Below are 17,308 nucleotides of genomic sequence, written 5' to 3' on the forward strand. Positions count from 1 at the left end.
TTTGTCAATCATAACTATGTAATGGTTAAAAATAATAAAAAGTTATTTCCGAAAAATTTCTTGAGCTGTAAGAGCTCTAAATTTTCCAGAATAACTTTTTAACTTACACAGTTAGTGAGACACTACCTAAATATAAGAAACGGTGTTAAGTTTTTAACACCGTTTTTTTATCTATGCAATAATGGTATATAATATAGCCATATAACTTTTATCATTACTTTAAAGAAGTCATTATCCTAATACTGTGACTCCTTTTTGAATCATTTCATAAATGGAATCTCTCCCATTATCTGGTTTTACGTTTACTGCACGAGTTCCATTAAAATGCAGACAGGTAATATAGCCATTGGCTACCGCATCAAGGCAAGTGAATTTTACACAATAATCTAGTGCAAGACCTACAATTTCCAATAGTTGTATTTCGTGATATTTTAAAAAATCATCTAACCCTGTTTTCATGAAATGATTATTATCCTGAAAACCACTATAGCTATCTATTTCAACATTTTTACCTTTCTGAATGATATGAGTAACGCTGTCTCTATTGAGATCTTTATGAAATTCGGCACCATATGAATCTTGAATGCAGTGGTCTGGCCACATAAATTGAGAAACTCCATTTAACATAATAATCTCGCCGACTTTTTGATTATTATTACTAGCAAAGCTTTTATGGTTTGAAGGATGCCAGTCCTGAGTTAGAATTACCTGATCATATTCATTTTCCTCCATAAGAAGATTGATGTATGGAATAACCTCGTTTGCCCCTGGAACAGCTAATGCTCCTCCTTCACAAAAATCATTCTGAACATCTACAATAATTAATGCTTTTTTCATATTTAGATTTCTCGATTTTTTGATAAATTTACAAAAACTAACATTCAAAAAATTGTCCAACATTTAATTATCGGACAAATCGGCAAAATATAATTTTAAATCTATTTAGAATGAACATTTTAGAAAAAAAGAAATTTCCGATAGGACAGTTTGAACAACCTGAGAACATCAGTGACATCGAATTGGATTACTATATTAAAGTAATCAAAGATTTTCCAGGTAGACTTAAAAACTTAATTGAGAATTTTACTGAAGATCAGTTTAATACTCAATACAGAGAAGAAGGTTGGACGGTGAGGCAACTTATCAATCATATTGCAGATAGTCACATGAATAGCTTCATCCGTTTTAAATTGGCAATAACGGAAAATAATCCTGTGATAAAACCGTATGATGAAGCAAAATGGGCAGAGTTACAAGATAGTCTGACGATATCCATAAAGCCGGCAATGAGAATAATCAAAGGAACTCATCAACGTTGGGTTGTATTGTTGAAAAGTCTTACAAATAAACAGTTTGCAAGGACTTTTCATCATCCTGAACATCATAAAGACTATGATTTGCGAGGTTATCTTGCGTTTTACGTTTGGCATTGTAATCATCACTTCAGTCATATTGAAAACTTGAAGAAAGAAAGAGGTTGGTAAAGAAAGACCTTCATAATCGGATCTATTTTGAAGAAATTTTGGATAGAATTTCTCGTTTATCAAAAAATACTTCTAGCAGATGGGGTAAAATGAATGTATCACAGATGCTAAGACATTGCGACTATGTCCTTCAAGTTCCTCTTGAAAAAATCAATCTTCCCTCGGTGAATCTTCTTTTTGAAACAATAGGAATGATCACTAAAATAGAAATGCAAATTTTTAATAATGGAATTCCTCGAAATATGCCCACTTTTCAAAAACTAATCATTAATTTTGAATGTGATTTTGATGAATCTAAAGAAAAGCTTTTCATGACATTAGATGAATACTGGGCCGTGTTTAAGAATGGAAATTTACCTGAAAAACATGTTCTTTTTGGTGTAATGAAGAAGGAAGATTGGGGATTTTTAGAATATAAACATCTTAATCATCATCTTAAACAATTTGGTATATGAGTTTTTTTAATAAGATTTTTAGCAACAATGAAAGGGATTCTACCCAAAACAAAATTTGGAAAATAATAGAATCTGAGGATGACCTTAAAAATGCAATTGACCAGTCTTTTCATCATAAAGTTGCCCTCTTTAAACATTCAACAAGTTGCTTCATTAGTAAAATGGTATTGAAAAATTTTGAAAGAGATTTTGAAAGTATAGAAGTCGATACGGATATGTATTTTTTGGATTTAAAAGCCCATCGATCTATTTCAAATAAAATTGCTGAGGAATTTGAAATTCGACATGAAAGTCCTCAATTATTAGTCTTAGAAAATGGGAAAGTAATCAACAATGCTTCCCATGAAGATATATCAATAAACCAAATTTTATAAATGAAAAATATAAATAACTACTTAGCCAAGGTTTTAAATGTTCCTCTTGAAAACGTGGACAGATGTAGCCTGCACTATGATGCAAAGAAAATTCCTAAGAATCAATTTCTTTTACAGTATGGTGAAGTATGCAGGTATATCTATTTTGTTGAGAAAGGACTTTTAAAAATGTACTCTATAGACAAAAATGGAAAAGAGCACATTATTCAATTTGCTCCCGAAAGTTGGTTAATTTCAGATCGAAGTAGTCTTTATTTTAATGAAAAATCTATTTATTATATTGAAACTATTGAAGATTCTGAAGTATTATTATTGCATCCGGATTTTATTAGTAAGCTTGTTGAGCAGTTTCCTAATAGTTTGGAAAAAAGCGATATTTTAGTTCAAAAACATATTAAAAGTCTCCAAGATAGAATCAACTCTTTATTAGGAGAAACTGCAGAAGAGCGGTATTTAAAATTTATTAAGAGATATCCCGATTTATTATTACGAGTTCCTCAATGGATGATAGCCTCCTATCTAGGAATTACTCCTGAAAGTTTGAGCCGAGTAAGAAAAGAGTTGGCACGAAAAAATTTTGTACCTGATAATAAATAGATCAAATTGTTTTAGCCAGGGTACCAATCTGTTTTAATTTGAATTTAATTTCATCTGACCAAGGAAGGCCAATACATAATCTCATACAATTTTCAAATTGGTTTTGTAGTGTAAACATTCTTCCAGGGGCAATGCTAATGTTTTGTTTTATAGCAAGATCATATAATTCAACTGTAGGAATCTTCTTGTCAAATTCAACCCAAAGAGAAAGTCCCCCCTGTGGACGAGTTGTTTTTGTTCCTTCGGGAAAAGATTCTGCAATGGTTTTTATATAATTCTGGCAATTGTCTTGAAGCGCTTTTCTCAGTTGAAATAGATGTTTTTCATATCTTCCAAATTTGAGAAAATTAGCCACTGCTTCATTAACAATAGAAATAGATGAAGTAGAATGTAATAATTTAAGTTTTAAAATTTTATCTTTATATTTTCCTGGAGCAATCCATCCTACACGATAACCAGGGGCCAGTGTTTTTGAAATCGAACTGCAATAGAGAACATTTCCTTCTGTATCAAAAGATTTACAACATTTCGGACGATTGGGTCCAAAATATAGATCTCCATATACGTCATCTTCAATTAGCGGTATATTGTTTTCTGCTAATAACTTTACCACTTCTTTTTTATTTTCATCAGGCATACAACTTCCCAAAGGAGAACTAAAATTAGGAATCAATAAACAAATATTTATCTTATGGATTACTTTTTTTAATGTATCAATCTCAATACCGGTAGTGGGATGTGTAGGTAATTCCAGAACTTTGAGTCCTAAGCCGTTGGCTAACTGTAAAATTCCAGGATAACAAGGACTTTCAATAGCAATTGTGTCTCCAAATTTACCTAATGCCATTAAACAGAATGATAAAGCATTAATGCCGCCATTAGTTGTGACTAAGTCATTTGCGGTAAAATTCCCGCCCCATTGTAAAGATCGTACGGCAATCATTCGTCTTAGTTTTATATTTCCTTGTAACTCTTCATATCCAGTTCCTCCTTCTCTTAATTCCCGAGTGGCGTTGATGATTTCTTTTTTTAGTTTAGCTTGGGGTAAAAGATCACCTGCAGGGATCCCGATTGAAAAAATAGTCAATCCTTTTTTACCCATATTTTCATACACTTTGCTAATAAGTTCATTGGGCTCATCATTATTGGCAATTAAAGAAGGCTGACTCACTTCAGGTAAAGGCAAATTAATTAATATAGGCTTGCTTACATAATACCCTGATTGGGGTCTTGAGTCGATGAGAGATCGTGATTCTAATTCAAGATAAACACGTTTTGCCGTGTTCATGCTTATCTGATAGTCTTGGCATAATTTTCTGACAGAAGGAAGTTTATCTCCTGCTTTTAAAATGCCTTTTTGGATTTGATCCGCTATTTGATTGGTTATTTCACTGTATATAAATTCTTTTTTCATTTTCAAACTGTATCCATGCAAATATACAAAACTGATACTGTGTTTGTTTGTATATCATTTATAATTTTGAAAATTGAATAATCATAATAATAAGAAAGATGGAAAAAAAATCAAAAAGTGATATAACAAAAGGATGGATTAATGGTTTCATAGGAGTTTTGTTATTTAGTGGTTCTATGCCGGCCACAAAATTAGCGGTTATGGATATGAGCCCTATTTTTGTAACAATAGCACGTGCGACTATTGCAGGACTACTTGCTTTATCAGTATTACTGGCATGTAAAGCAAAATACCCGGCAAAAAAAGATCTGTTTTCTTTGATTTTAGTGGCATTAGGATGTGTAATAGGTTTTCCATTGCTCTCTTCACTGGCATTACAATATATAACATCGGCCCATTCTATTGTTTTTTTGGGAATGTTACCATTAGCTACAGCAGTATTTGGTATTGTAAGGGGAGGTGAAAGACCTAATTTCATATTTTGGATTTTTTCAATAATTGGAAGCCTTTTTGTGGTTAGTTATGCAATTTCTGCCGGTGTTTCATCATCTCCCATTGGAAATGTACTCATGCTACTTGCTGTTTTTGTATGCGGACTAGGCTATGCAGAAGGGGCAAAACTCTCAAAAAAAATAGGAGGATGGCAAGTAATTTCATGGGCCCTTGTGCTTTCATTGCCTTTGATGCTTCCTTTACTTTTTATTTATTTTCCTAATAATATTGGAGCTGTAACGGCTAGTGGCTGGTTTGGTTTGGGATATATTTCTTTATTTAGTATGTTTATTGGTTTTATTTTTTGGTATAAAGGATTAGCCCAAGGAGGGATTACTTCGGTAGGGCAATTGCAACTTTTACAACCATTTTTTGGGTTAGCTTTAGCGGCGTATGTTCTTCATGAGCCTGTAAGTTTTAGTATGGTGAGTGTTACTATTGGTGTAATTCTTTGTGTTGTAGGAACTAAAAAGTTTGCAAAATAAAATATTTCAACATTTGGAGAATTATGATTTTGATCATAAAAAATAAACGGTATAATTTCATACTTTTGAAAGTAGTTTACACGAAATTAAAATTATGAAATCAATTATAGTATGGATCATTAATTCAGGATTTTATCCGCTGATATATAATGATGAATTACAGAGTTTTGCAAAAATAACCTGTAATTCGTCATTACAAGAAAGTACAGTCTCAGAAAATATGCATTTATCATTGTTGATACAGAAATATGGCTTCGATTATTGCATAAACTATCAATTCCCATTTGATTTTAGTAGTATGTGAAATTGGTTACAAAGGTGTCAACGCTTTTGATGAACAGATACTACATCAGACATTTCTAAATTTTATTGAATCATCACTGAAAACACATAAGTTTTCATGTGTGTAGTATTATCATCTGTATTTATAAGATGATGATTTTCCGTGAAAAATTTTCTTATTAAATATAAATACCTTTCGTAATGAATATTTATAAGTAAATTTTGCCTCTCATGATGACTATCTTATGGTATTTTACCATGAAAAGATATAATCGTTGTGCGAAAAAACTAAAAAGAGATCATCATAACTTGATTCATTTTTTAGTATCTCTTTATAAGACTTGGGAAATGGTAAGATTTTTATTGACACAACTGGATTCATGAATACTAATAAACTCTTTATTTTGTAATTAAACCAACATTAAAAAACAGCTATATGGTTATTAACGCAAAAATTTCACAGTCAATAGGAGCTATTAATAGGCTCTATTATGCTTCAGAATACTTTTGGACAAACGTCTATGATTCTCCAAAGATTATTGAAGGGAGAAGACAAAATCTGGAAGAATTATCATTTACCAAGATAAATATTTTTCCCATTATGAATTGTAATATATTCAAGGTATTTGAATATCCATTTCTATAATATAAAAGTTTCTTTGTTAAAAATATAATACGATTTATTACAAATTGTATTTGAAATAACAATGAATCAAGATGTATGTTCATAACGTCTTGTTTCATAATCCAATATTGATACGTTTTTTCTGGAAGTTCTCAGAGAGTATTCTTTTTGAAAAAACAAATGCTAAAATTTGTTCATATAATCATATGAACTGTTGGGTTATGGGCAATATCAAGTTGTGAATATAAGTGCAGGAAAATTTTATACTAATCACATTTAAATAAAAACTTACGATTATTTTTTCGCTCTGGGCTTAAAATAATTAAGATATAAATATGAATATTAATAGGGATCTCCTGCTTTCCTCTGGGGCAGAAGTTAAGACTTATAAAACTGGAGAGTTGATATTTCGAGAAGGGGATCATGCCTTTTATTATTTCCAAATAGAAAGAGGTAAGATCAAGCTTAATAGTTATAATGAGGAGGGAAATGAGTTTATTCAAAATATATTGGGTGAAAAGCAAAGCTTTGGTGAGTCCTTTCTTTTTTTAGACAGACTCTATGTTATGAATGCAATATGTTTAGAAAATTCTGAAATTATTAGATTATCTAAACCCTTTTTTATAGAATTACTGAAAAAGACTCCTCATCTTTCCATGGAAATGAATACTTGTCTTTCTGAAAGACTTTATCATAAAGTCTTCATGCTGCAAAATATTTCATCACAAAATCCAATTTTAAGAATTATTGGATTGTTGAATTATTTAAAAAGTTTTCATGATAGCAATTGTGGACAGTTCCAAGTAGAATTAACAAGACAGCAATTAGCTAATCTTGTGGGACTACGTGTAGAGACGGTTATTAGAACGATTAAAAAAATGGAAAAAGAAGGTAAAATCAAAATAGAAAACAGAAAAATTTTATACTAAAAACAGAATATGATTTTAGTCATAAAATCGTGAATTATTCATATTGTATATTCGATATGATAAGAATGGATTTATAATTAATGTTTAGTTATTGAAGAATATACTCACTTTTTTGAGATTAAATGGGATGGAAATTGAGAAATCATTTAAAAAAATACTTAAATTTAAAAAATATAAATTATAAATACCTTTTATCGGATATATGAAGATGTAAGATAAATCTAATTTGACCATATTGATTTATGATCTTTACGGTTTTAGATAATGGACAAGTAGGTATTCATTAAAAATATGTAAAACCATCATTTCAAAATATGACAACAAAAACAACAAATGAGAATGCATCACATCAGATAGGAAATATGATGAAAAGTTTTCCGACGAGAAAAAGTGAAGTCAAAAATCCCTACCTGCACAGTTTTTTTATAACTTCTCTTAATGTGATTTATTTTGCTGAAAATGATTTGATTGATTTTTTAGAAAATATGGGAAAAGCAACCATGACAGAGGAATTGAAAGATGTTTTGGAATGTCATCAGTTAAAAGCAAAAAAACAGGTAAGTCACCTTAAACGAATTTTTAAACTTCTTGATGAAAAACCTGAAAAAATAGAAAGTGAATTTATTAAAGACATTATAAATGAAAATAATAAAATAATGAATTCTACAGAAAAGGGATCAGTAAAAAGGGATGCTTCCTTTATTATAGCTACACAAAAGGTATTACAATATAAAATGATAACCTATAAAGGGCTTACTGAGTTAGCGCTTACTGTTGGACAAGATAGAGTTGCAAATCTTCTTGAAAAAATATTAGATGTGGAGAAGATATACAAATATTAGTCATAACTAGGCAATATCATCTTTTTCATTCTAAAATATTATTATGCACATCTACACCAAATCACAAAATAATTAAAATGGAACATAACAATAATTTCATGGGATAATTGTTATAATTTTAAAAATGAAGTTGAAAAGGGACGCTATAATTTTTTATAGCGTCTTTTTTAATATTAACTTTTAATCTTATGAATAGGGTATTAAAAGAAAAATCTTTTAACTTCTCTATCAATTAATCTCTATTTTTTATATTTTTAAGTCTCCATTCAAAATTTCTTTAAAATAGAAGGAATAGGTTAGTATTATGAAAATTCTTATTGTAGAAGACGAAACAGAACTTGCTGATAGTATTGCAGAATATCTTTCAGAAGAAAACTATCTATGTGAATTTGCCTTTACATTTACTGAAGCGATGCATAAAATAGGAAGTTTTCAATATGATTGTATTATACTGGATATTATGCTCCCTGATGGGAATGGATTGAAAGTTTTAGAAGAACTTAAAAAGCAGAATAAAGAAGATGGAGTCATTATTGTGTCTGCAAAGAATGCTTTGGACGATAAAATAGTGGGTCTTCAAATGGGCGCGGACGATTATCTTACCAAGCCTTTTCATCTTTCAGAGTTAATGGCTAGAATCTATTCTATTATTCGTCGAAAACAGTTTAATAATTCAAATATTATAAAACAAGATGATCTTCAGATTGACCTTCTGGCTAAAACAGTTTCTGCTAATGGTTATCCTATTGTATTGACAAAAAAGGAATTTGATCTTCTTATTTACTTTATTGGAAACAAAAATAAGGTGATTTCTAAAAGCACTTTGGCAGAGCATCTTTCAGGAGATTTTGCGGATATGTTGGATAATCATGATTTTGTGTATGCTCACGTTAAAAACTTGAAGAAGAAACTTCATGATGCAGGCTGTGAGCATTATTTAAAAACAGTCTATGGAACAGGATATAAATGGGAAATTAAATAAAAACAGTCTAATCATTTTATATATTGCCATTGAAGCCACTATTAAGTAAAATTACTACGCCGTTTATTATCTATGTACTGATTATTTTGGGTATAAGTATTCCTGTTTACTACTGGGTCGTAGATACCATTTGGAAAGGTGAACTCGATGAACATAATAAGACGATTGCAGAAAAAACGGCTTATGAATTCAATCATTTAAAGCTTTCTGATGAAGAACTCGATAAAAGTATTCTATTATGGAAAAGCATCCAGCCGGAAACTAATATTGAAAGAGTAACACTCGATACCCTTAAAAGAGATTTGTATTTTACCATAGAAAAGCCAGAGTTATTTACTACTGAATTTGAAATAGAGCGTTATAGAGGGTTGAAAAAAATTCTTTATATCAATAATAGACCTTTCCTTTTTACCATACAAACCAATATTGAAGAATCACAAGAAACGATTGCTGTCATTGCGATCACTACTGCATTTTTCTTTCTCATTATTGTTTTAGGATTATTATTGCTGAACAGAAGACTTTCTGTTACAGTGTGGGAGCCTTTTAGAAAAACATTAGAAGATCTTAAAACCTTCAACCTTAATCATCACAGCAACATTACATTTGAAACCACTTATATCAAAGAATTTGAAGAATTACATCAGTCGCTAAACAAATTAATCGATCATAGTGTTTCTGTCTATAAAAGGCGAAAAGAATTTACAGAGAATGCCTCTCATGAGTTACAAACTCCTTTGGCCATTATTAAATATAAAATAGATATTCTTCTTCAGGACGAAAATCTTACGGAAAAGCAATATCTTATTGCCGAGGATATTAATCATGCCTTAACAAGAAGCGCCAGAATCAACAAAGATCTTTTATTGTTAACAAAAATTGAGAATAATCAGTTTGATAACTCCGAAACAATTCAATTTGATCAAATACTCAATCAGAGTATTGAAATATTAGATGAGCATTTCAAACAAAAAAACATTACGGTAACATCCGATATTACCACTAATATAATCGTGAATGGAAATAGCAGTTTGATAGAAATCCTAATTAATAATCTATTAATAAATGCGATACGTCATACTCATTACAATGGTTTTATTTCTATTACATTACGAAATCAATCCTTTGAAGTAGCCAATTCAGGAACAGAAAAATTAGATAATGATCTTCTATTTAAAAGATTTTCCAAATTATCTAAAAATAGCAAAGGAAATGGTCTTGGGTTATCTATCGTTAAAGAAATAGGTAAGCATATGCATTGGACCATTGATTATAAATTTGAAAATAATAACCATATATTTATAGTGAATTTATGAAATTCAAAATTTCTTCAAAATTGAGTTCGTTTTTTGTTGGAAAAATAGCGTCGTATGATTTCAACGAAAGATCTTGGATTATTTCAAAAAATTTTTAAAAGTAGATTTTCTGCATTCTTTAGTATTTTATGCTTATATCTTTGTTTATCTTTCTTAATACGGGTTACTTTTCTATTTTGGTCCATTAAGGATATTGAATTTTCTTTAATTTACATCTTAAGAGCCTTTTTTACAGGTTTTATATTTGATATTACGACAGGATTATTATTTTTATCCTTATATAACGTCTACCTTTTATTGCTCCCGAAGAAATGGATAGGATCCATTTTGGATAAAACATTTACTTATTTCTATTTAATACTCATCCTTATTATTGTCTATTTTAGTTTATTGGCTGAGATTCCATTTTGGGATGAATTTGGAGTACGATTTAACTTTATTGCTGTAGATTATCTTATTTACACATATGAAGTGGTAGAAAATATTAATCAGTCTTACCCATTACCGCTAATCATTTCCGTTTTGATAGGGTTGGTTGTATTAACTTTCTTTTTACTAAAAAAACTTCATGCTTTTAAGAATTCTTTTTCAGGTAAAAATTCTTTTAAATTCAGAGCTTATTTGGCAATACCTATTTTAATAATTACACTCGCTTTAAGCAGTTTCATGAAAAATAAACAAGCTGATTTTAGTAATAACCTTGTAATCAATGAAATTGGAAAAAATGGAGCTTATTCTTTTTTCTCAGCTTACCGATCCAACGAGCTTGATTATGAAATATTTTATCCTAAACTTCCGATAAAAGAGGCGTATACCATTACTAAACAAACGCTTTTGCAGAAAAACCAAAAGTATAATACAACAAAATGGGATGATATTTCAAGATCCACAGAAGGGAATAATGAAGAAAGACCTAATATCATTTTAGTAGCTATTGAAAGTTTCAGTGCCGATTTTTTAACTGCATTTGGCAATACAGATGGACTAACTCCAAATTATGATAAGCTAGCAAATGAAAGTATTTTCTTTACGAATTTATACGCTACTGGAACAAGAACAGTAAGAGGGATGGAGGCATTAACGTTATGTATTCCCCCAACTCCTGGAAATAGTATCGTAAGACGACCAGATAATGAAAATTTATTTTCTATAGCAACTATTTTAAAATCAAAGAAATATCATCCTTATTTTATTTATGGAGGAGATGGATATTTTGATAATATGAATAATTTTTTTGGAGGACAAGGGTTTGATATTGTAGATCGTGACAGAGGTAATCCTTTATCTGATAACATTAAAACAGAAAGGTTTGCTATACAAGATAAAGAGGTAAGTTTTGAAAATGCTTGGGGAATTTGTGATGAAGATATTTATAAGCAGTCTATAAAGTATGCTGATAAAAGTTATGAAAAGCAACAACCTTTCTTTCAGTTTATCATGACTACGTCTAATCATAAACCCTATACTTTTCCTAATGGAAAAATAGATCTTCCGCAAGGAGAAAGAAATTCAGCCGTAAAATATACAGATTATGCTTTAGGAAAATTTATATCTACAGCGAAAACAAAATCATGGTATAAAAATACGGTATTTGTAATTGTAGCTGATCACTGTGCAAGCAGTGCCGGAAAATGGGAAATTAATATTGCAAAACATCATATTCCTGCTATTATTTATAATCTAAAAGATAGTAAGCCTGAAAATATTAGTCGTTTGGCTTCTCAAATAGATCTTATGCCTACTGTATTTGGTTATTTAGGTTGGAATTATAGTACCAGTTTATATGGAAAGGATATTAACCAAATGAACCCGGCGGATGAGAGAGCTTTTATAGGAAATTACAGGACATTGGGACTTCTAAAAAATAACTTATTTACACAAATTGACGATAGAAAAAGAGTAAAGCAATTTACTGTGTCCGGAAAAGATAAATCTTTATCTGAAGTCAACTTTAAGAACAATGATCTTATTGCTGAAACTATTTCATCGTATCAAACGGCGAGTGAAAGGTTTAAAAATAGAAAAATGAAAGTGAAATAAATTGATTATCAGGTTGTTGTTCTAAATTTATTCTAAATTGCCCCTTAGATTTGTGTCAATAATTAATATTAAAAGACACATATCTATGAAAGGGTTACTGCTAAGTTTATTTTTTATCTTAATACATTTTCATAAAGTGGATGCACAAGATAGTGTATCGGTTTTACATGGAAATAGTACGAGTGATAGTTCGGTTATTATCAAGAAATTCTCACAGGATAATACACATCAATTTAGTTATAAAAAACTAATCGTCCCTGCAACACTAATTTCTTATGGGGTGGCAAGCTTAAGTATTACAGGATTGAAACAATTGAATGAAAGCACTCGATATGAAATCAATGAGCATAGACCTGACCCTATACGATTGGACAATTATACCCAATTTGTGCCTGCAGCAGCAGTATATGGTTTAAACGCTTTAGGAATAAAAGGGAAACATAATTTTAAAGATCGGAGTATTATATATGGTACATCCTTATTGATTACTTCGGCAATTACAATTCCTTTGAAACATATCATAAGAGAAGAAAGGCCTGATTTTTCTAATAATTTATCCTTTCCTTCAGGGCATACTGCCACAGCTTTTGCTTCTGCGCAATTTATGTTTAGAGAATATAAGGATACCTATTTTATATTAGGAATTTCAGGGTACTCTTTCGCAATTTTTACGGCTATTTACCGAATGCTGAATAACAAACATTGGGTTGGGGATGTTATTGGTGGGGCCGGTTTTGGAATTCTATCCACAGAACTTGCCTATTGGTTATATCCTAAAATCAATACTATTCTAGGAGGTAAAAAAGAAAGGTCTCAAACGATGGTAATGCCTTACTATCAGAAAGGAAATATAGGGATAGGTCTAGTGAAAAATTTTTAAAATATTTCTCATGATATTTAATATTATAATACTTTTCTTTACTGCTATAGTCGCTTTTTGGGTGAGCGCAATTTGTGGAGGCGGAGCAAGTTTAATATTAATCCCAATTTTAAATTTACTTATTCCTAGCTCTGTAGTTCCATTCTCTTTAACAGTGGGAACATTCACGAGTTCAGTGACAAGAATTTCAGCTTTTAAAAAGCATATAAAATGGGAAATTTTCTTTTGGTTTGTTCCTTTTTCTATACCTGCGGTATTATTGGGCGCTTGGTTTATTACCTACATAAATCCTAATTATTTACAATTAGTTGTTGCTCTTTTTCTCATTGCAAATACACCGGATTTACTTACATCTAAAGGAAATAAAGAGAATAATCAACGTAAATATCCCAAATATGTATTAATTATCATTGGATTTTTAGCAGGATTTATTTCAGGAATTACGGGAGCTATTGGATTGTTATTTAATCGTTTTTATTTAAGATTTGGATTAAAAAAAGAAGAAATTATAGCGACTAGAGCTGCTAATGAAGTCTTTTTGCACCTTATCAAATTAATTATATATATATCGATAGGATTGTATTCGAATATGGCTTTGTGGCTAGGTTTAGCAATTGCATTAGCAACAATTATTTCATCGTATTCAGTGCAATATATTCTGCCGTATTTAAGTGAATTTCTTTTCAAAAAAATAGGGTATGGGGCAATGGTTTTATCAGGAATTATATTACTGATGAGCACTTCAAACAAAATCATTTATGAAGATAAAATGCATTTTTCAACCACGTCAACGCATCATAAAAGAGAATCCATCATTTCTTGGAGAGATACGGAAGTTATATTGGAATTTACTTTTGGAGATGGTTTTGAGGTAGAAAGATCCATTAAGCCGGACGAGCTCCCCGTCTATTTACAAGAAAAATATCATGAACTTGAAAATCAATATGATCATATACATCTTGAAAAAGTTTTTGCTTTTAGAAAAAAAACACAATATGAATTTTATTGTTATAAAAACGGACAGCTTACAAAATATGAAATTTAACTTTTATGAATTTTAGGTTTTGTTTTCATAATTGAAAAATAAGATGAAGTAAAAGCAGAAAGACTTTGATAACCAATTTTATAAGCTATTTCACTTAAAGTATATTGTTTCGTATCTATGAGTTCTATACTTTTTAAAATTCTGATAAGTTGATGGTATTTTTGTAACGTAATTCCGGTTTCCTTTCTAAAAACTCGTTGCAGATTTCTTACGGACATTTGGGATTTTTCAGCTAATGAATCTATATCTAAATGATATCTGAAATTGTCATTAATATAATTACAAACAGGAATCAAACGGGTATCCAAGGGTATGGGAACTTCTAGAGTATTATTTTCCTTACAAAAATTAGGGAGGCTCTTTAGGATAGCTTTAAAAAATATATCTTGTTCTTCATCTTTAATTATGGACTTATTCCATTTGGATGCATATAGCAACATTTCTCTTAAAACAGAAGGAACAGCGAAAACCTGTACATGCTGATAAAAGTTTTCTTTAAAAACCGAATTGAAAAGAAAAACCATTAAATTGACAGCTTTCGATTCTGAAGTAACTCTATGTGATTTGCCTGAAGGTATCCAAATGACATGATTTTGGGGAACAAGATAAATCTTTTGTTCAATATAAAAATATTGGTAACCTTCTTCCACAAAAGTGAGTTGTGAACGATTATGCATATGTTCATGATCGTCATGTTTCCAGTTCTTTTCACACCAGACATAGGCTTCTTTTTTGATGGTATCTATAAACTGGCTATTGGTTTGTTCAATTAAGCCACATTTTTTTTTGTCGTTTTGCATAGTATTTTTGGCAAGTATAATAAAAACGTCAATATTATCTTTGTATTATAAATTTATATAATATTATAGGATGAAAAAACTATGTTCTCTATTTGTTTTAATTTTAATTTTTAACATTAACAACATCATGGCACAAAATAAAGCTAAAGTATTGGTTTTGATCTATTCCGATAATGGAGGGACTTACGAATTAGCAAAGGAAATTGCAAAAGGTATTGAAAGTAAAGATAATGCTACTGCAGTTATTAAGCAGGTAAAAGAATCTACCCATCAAAAACTAAAAAATATACCTATTGCAACTGTAGATGAGCTTCCTAATTATGATGGAATTGCTTTTGGCTCTCCAGTATATTTTGGAAATATAAGTACAGGAATGAGTGAATTTTTATCTAAAACGGTGAATTTATGGACTCACCATTCTTTGGAAGGGATTCCGGCTACTGTCTTTATGTCCGCAGGAAGTGGAGCAGGGAAAGAATTAGCAATACAATCATTTTGGAATAGTTTAGCCGTACATGGTATGGTGTTGGTGTCTAATGGTATTCGTGGTTATGAAGGGATTAACAAATCTATACCTCAGGGAAATACCGTATTGGGAGTTACCTCATTGAACTCTTTAAAAGATGTAGAAAGACCTACTCCAGATGAACGTCAATTAGCTTATCTTCAAGGACAAAATTTTGCAAAAATATCATTTGCTTTAAAAGATTCCACCCGTAAAAAAGATGTTGTAATGGAGGAAAAAACAAAAAATTTTGATGAAATTTTGAAAGAAAAAAATATCATTTTACCTCAAGTTCCTAAGCCAGCAGGAAATTATCAGCCATTTGTTCGTACAGGAAATCTCATTTTTATTAATCAAGTGGCTTTAAAAGAGGGTAAAATACTTAATGGTGGTAAATTAGGCGTTGGGGTAGATGAACAACAAGTGAAAGAAGCTACTAAAGTTACCATGCTGAATGTATTGTCAGTTTTAAAAGAAGCGGTTAATGGAGATTTGAGTAAAGTAAAACAATGTGTTCAACTTACAGGAATCTTTAATACCAAGGATGATTATACAAAACATGCTGATTTAATGAATGTTGCTTCAGACTTAGTTGTAGAGGTATTTGGAGAAAAAGGCAAGCATGCAAGAGCGACCTATGGAGCCTCGTCTATTCCTGTGAACTCATCTGTAGAAATACAAGCTATTTTTGAAGTCGAATAGTATATAGTCTCGTGTTTATAAAGAAAGTATCCGTCTCACAACTGAGGCGGATATTTTTTTGGATACCTCAATAGGATTTCGTATATTTATATTTGATAATCAGATAGTTGCTTATGAATTTCAAGCATTATAACCAAAATCAGCTGGTTTTGTTTCCCTACAGTTTTGAGGATTTGATTCCTGAAAATCATCCCGTTCGAATTGTGAATGATATTTTGGATAAGGTAAACATCGCCCCGCTGCTAAAAGTCTACAGTAGAGAGGGAAATCCCAGCTATCATCCGGTGATGATGCTCAAAGTAATGGTTTTTGCTTACATGAACAATATTTATTCGTCGCGTAAAATAGAAAAAGCTATGCGGGACAACATCAACTTCATGTGGCTTTCCAATATGAGCATCGTGGATCACAATACCATAAACCGTTTTCGAAACAATAAACTTGAAGCCGCCTTCAAGGATATCTTCTCGCAGGTAGTTTTACTTTTGACAGAAGAAGGGTTGGTAAGCTTGAGACAGGTTTTTGTGGATGGAACCAAGATAGAAGCACAGGCCAACCGCTACAGTTTTGTATGGGCAAATGCCATCAAAACCAACAAAGAAAAAATGCTTGGTCAGCTGGAGGAACTCTGGAAATACGCACAAAGCGTGGCAAGAGAAGAAGACAAAGATCCGGAACCACCGGAGTTCAGAGAGATCAGCAAAGAAAAAATCCGCCAGACGGTAGAAAACATTAATGCTAAGCTTAAAGGCAGCGAAAGTAAGACCGATTCCGACAGGAAAGCCAAAGCCAAGCTGAACTACATTAAAAACAATTTTGAAAAAAACCTCGGTAAATACGAAGCTCAGGAAACTATTTTAAAGGATAGAAATTCCTACAGCAAGACCGATGAAGACGCCACTTTCATGCGGATGAAAGATGATCACATGCAGAACGGACAGCTCAAACCAGCCTACAATGCACAAATTTCTACGGAAAATCAAATCATCGTCAATTATACCATTCATCAACAGACCAATGACTTCAATACGCTGGAGCATCATCTTAAAAATTTTGAGA

The 17,308-nt window shown here is 31.0% G+C and carries 19 protein-coding genes; 16 read left to right on the forward strand and 3 right to left on the reverse strand.

Translation table 11 applies throughout. The features are described 5' to 3' along the window. Positions 1-231: 231 nt before the first annotated feature. Positions 232-837 carry a bifunctional nicotinamidase/pyrazinamidase gene (gene pncA, locus CHRY9293_RS17415; RefSeq protein ID WP_162034141.1) on the reverse strand — a complete coding sequence of 202 codons (606 nt, stop codon included), beginning with the start codon at positions 835-837 and terminating at the stop codon, positions 232-234. A 110-nt stretch (positions 838-947) separates the two neighbouring features. Here pncA and CHRY9293_RS17420 point away from each other — a divergent pair, with 110 nt between their 5' ends. Genes CHRY9293_RS17420 through CHRY9293_RS17435 form a run of 4 tightly spaced genes read left to right on the forward strand, consistent with a single transcriptional unit; the run spans position 948 to position 2,910 of the window. Next, positions 948-1,484 (forward strand): YfiT family bacillithiol transferase, encoded by a 537-nt coding sequence (locus tag CHRY9293_RS17420; RefSeq protein ID WP_162034142.1) that lies wholly within the window; start codon positions 948-950, stop codon positions 1,482-1,484. Continuing rightward, complete coding sequence (locus CHRY9293_RS17425) at positions 1,478-1,939, forward strand: DUF1569 domain-containing protein (RefSeq protein ID WP_228455586.1); 462 nt, start codon at positions 1,478-1,480, stop codon at positions 1,937-1,939. The genes CHRY9293_RS17420 and CHRY9293_RS17425 overlap by 7 nt, the downstream gene beginning before the upstream one ends. Then, on the forward strand, positions 1,936-2,313 hold the full coding sequence (ytxJ, locus tag CHRY9293_RS17430) for a bacillithiol system redox-active protein YtxJ (protein ID WP_122547254.1): 378 nt from the start codon (positions 1,936-1,938) through the stop codon (positions 2,311-2,313). Before CHRY9293_RS17425 ends, ytxJ begins: the two co-directional genes overlap by 4 nt. Then, the gene (locus tag CHRY9293_RS17435) at positions 2,314-2,910 is read left to right on the forward strand and encodes a Crp/Fnr family transcriptional regulator (protein ID WP_122636473.1); all 597 of its coding nucleotides are present in this window, start codon (positions 2,314-2,316) and stop codon (positions 2,908-2,910) included. It abuts the gene before it with no gap. Position 2,911: 1 nt separating this feature from the next. On the opposite strand, the gene CHRY9293_RS17440 is transcribed toward CHRY9293_RS17435, so the two are convergent. Beyond that, the gene (locus CHRY9293_RS17440; protein WP_162034143.1) at positions 2,912-4,324 is read right to left on the reverse strand and encodes an aminotransferase-like domain-containing protein; all 1,413 of its coding nucleotides are present in this window, start codon (positions 4,322-4,324) and stop codon (positions 2,912-2,914) included. A 98-nt stretch (positions 4,325-4,422) separates the two neighbouring features. On the opposite strand from CHRY9293_RS17440, the gene CHRY9293_RS17445 reads away from it, so the two are divergent. The 10 genes from CHRY9293_RS17445 (at position 4,423) to CHRY9293_RS17490 (ending at position 14,242) form a co-directional block, all read left to right on the forward strand. Next, positions 4,423-5,301 (forward strand): DMT family transporter, encoded by an 879-nt coding sequence (locus CHRY9293_RS17445; RefSeq protein ID WP_162034144.1) that lies wholly within the window; start codon positions 4,423-4,425, stop codon positions 5,299-5,301. Between the two features lie 94 nt (positions 5,302-5,395). Then, positions 5,396-5,605, forward strand: a complete 210-nt coding sequence (locus tag CHRY9293_RS17450; RefSeq protein ID WP_162034145.1) for a hypothetical protein — start codon at positions 5,396-5,398, stop codon at positions 5,603-5,605. Between the two features lie 414 nt (positions 5,606-6,019). Beyond that, positions 6,020-6,229 (forward strand): hypothetical protein, encoded by a 210-nt coding sequence (locus tag CHRY9293_RS17455; protein ID WP_162034146.1) that lies wholly within the window; start codon positions 6,020-6,022, stop codon positions 6,227-6,229. A gap of 314 nt (positions 6,230-6,543) precedes the next feature. Beyond that, complete coding sequence (locus CHRY9293_RS17460; protein ID WP_162034147.1) at positions 6,544-7,137, forward strand: Crp/Fnr family transcriptional regulator; 594 nt, start codon at positions 6,544-6,546, stop codon at positions 7,135-7,137. A 314-nt stretch (positions 7,138-7,451) separates the two neighbouring features. Then, positions 7,452-7,979, forward strand: a complete 528-nt coding sequence (locus CHRY9293_RS17465; protein ID WP_162034148.1) for a DUF892 family protein — start codon at positions 7,452-7,454, stop codon at positions 7,977-7,979. Positions 7,980-8,283: 304 nt separating this feature from the next. Beyond that, the gene (locus CHRY9293_RS17470) at positions 8,284-8,961 is read left to right on the forward strand and encodes a response regulator transcription factor (RefSeq protein ID WP_162034149.1); all 678 of its coding nucleotides are present in this window, start codon (positions 8,284-8,286) and stop codon (positions 8,959-8,961) included. Between the two features lie 29 nt (positions 8,962-8,990). Then, positions 8,991-10,277, forward strand: coding sequence for a sensor histidine kinase (locus tag CHRY9293_RS17475; RefSeq protein ID WP_162034150.1), 1,287 nt, complete (start codon positions 8,991-8,993; stop codon positions 10,275-10,277). A 54-nt stretch (positions 10,278-10,331) separates the two neighbouring features. Further along, on the forward strand, positions 10,332-12,317 hold the full coding sequence (locus CHRY9293_RS17480) for an LTA synthase family protein (protein WP_162034151.1): 1,986 nt from the start codon (positions 10,332-10,334) through the stop codon (positions 12,315-12,317). Positions 12,318-12,402: 85 nt separating this feature from the next. Beyond that, positions 12,403-13,197, forward strand: a complete 795-nt coding sequence (locus tag CHRY9293_RS17485) for a phosphatase PAP2 family protein (protein ID WP_162034152.1) — start codon at positions 12,403-12,405, stop codon at positions 13,195-13,197. A 10-nt stretch (positions 13,198-13,207) separates the two neighbouring features. Next, the gene (locus CHRY9293_RS17490) at positions 13,208-14,242 is read left to right on the forward strand and encodes a sulfite exporter TauE/SafE family protein (protein ID WP_162034153.1); all 1,035 of its coding nucleotides are present in this window, start codon (positions 13,208-13,210) and stop codon (positions 14,240-14,242) included. Here the strand turns inward: CHRY9293_RS17490 and CHRY9293_RS17495 are convergent. Then, the gene (locus CHRY9293_RS17495) at positions 14,239-15,042 is read right to left on the reverse strand and encodes a helix-turn-helix domain-containing protein (protein ID WP_162034154.1); all 804 of its coding nucleotides are present in this window, start codon (positions 15,040-15,042) and stop codon (positions 14,239-14,241) included. The genes CHRY9293_RS17490 and CHRY9293_RS17495 overlap by 4 nt on opposite strands. 70 nt (positions 15,043-15,112) lie before the next feature. Here CHRY9293_RS17495 and CHRY9293_RS17500 point away from each other — a divergent pair, with 70 nt between their 5' ends. Both CHRY9293_RS17500 and CHRY9293_RS17505 read left to right on the forward strand, forming a co-directional pair. Beyond that, positions 15,113-16,249, forward strand: coding sequence for an Atu1372/SO_1960 family protein (locus CHRY9293_RS17500; RefSeq protein ID WP_162034155.1), 1,137 nt, complete (start codon positions 15,113-15,115; stop codon positions 16,247-16,249). Positions 16,250-16,362: 113 nt separating this feature from the next. Beyond that, positions 16,363-17,308: IS1182 family transposase (locus CHRY9293_RS17505; RefSeq protein WP_162034156.1), on the forward strand; the 946-nt coding region annotated here is incomplete at its 3' end.

The organism is Chryseobacterium potabilaquae (genome assembly GCF_902728265.1).
GTDB classification, from domain to species: domain Bacteria; phylum Bacteroidota; class Bacteroidia; order Flavobacteriales; family Weeksellaceae; genus Chryseobacterium; species Chryseobacterium potabilaquae.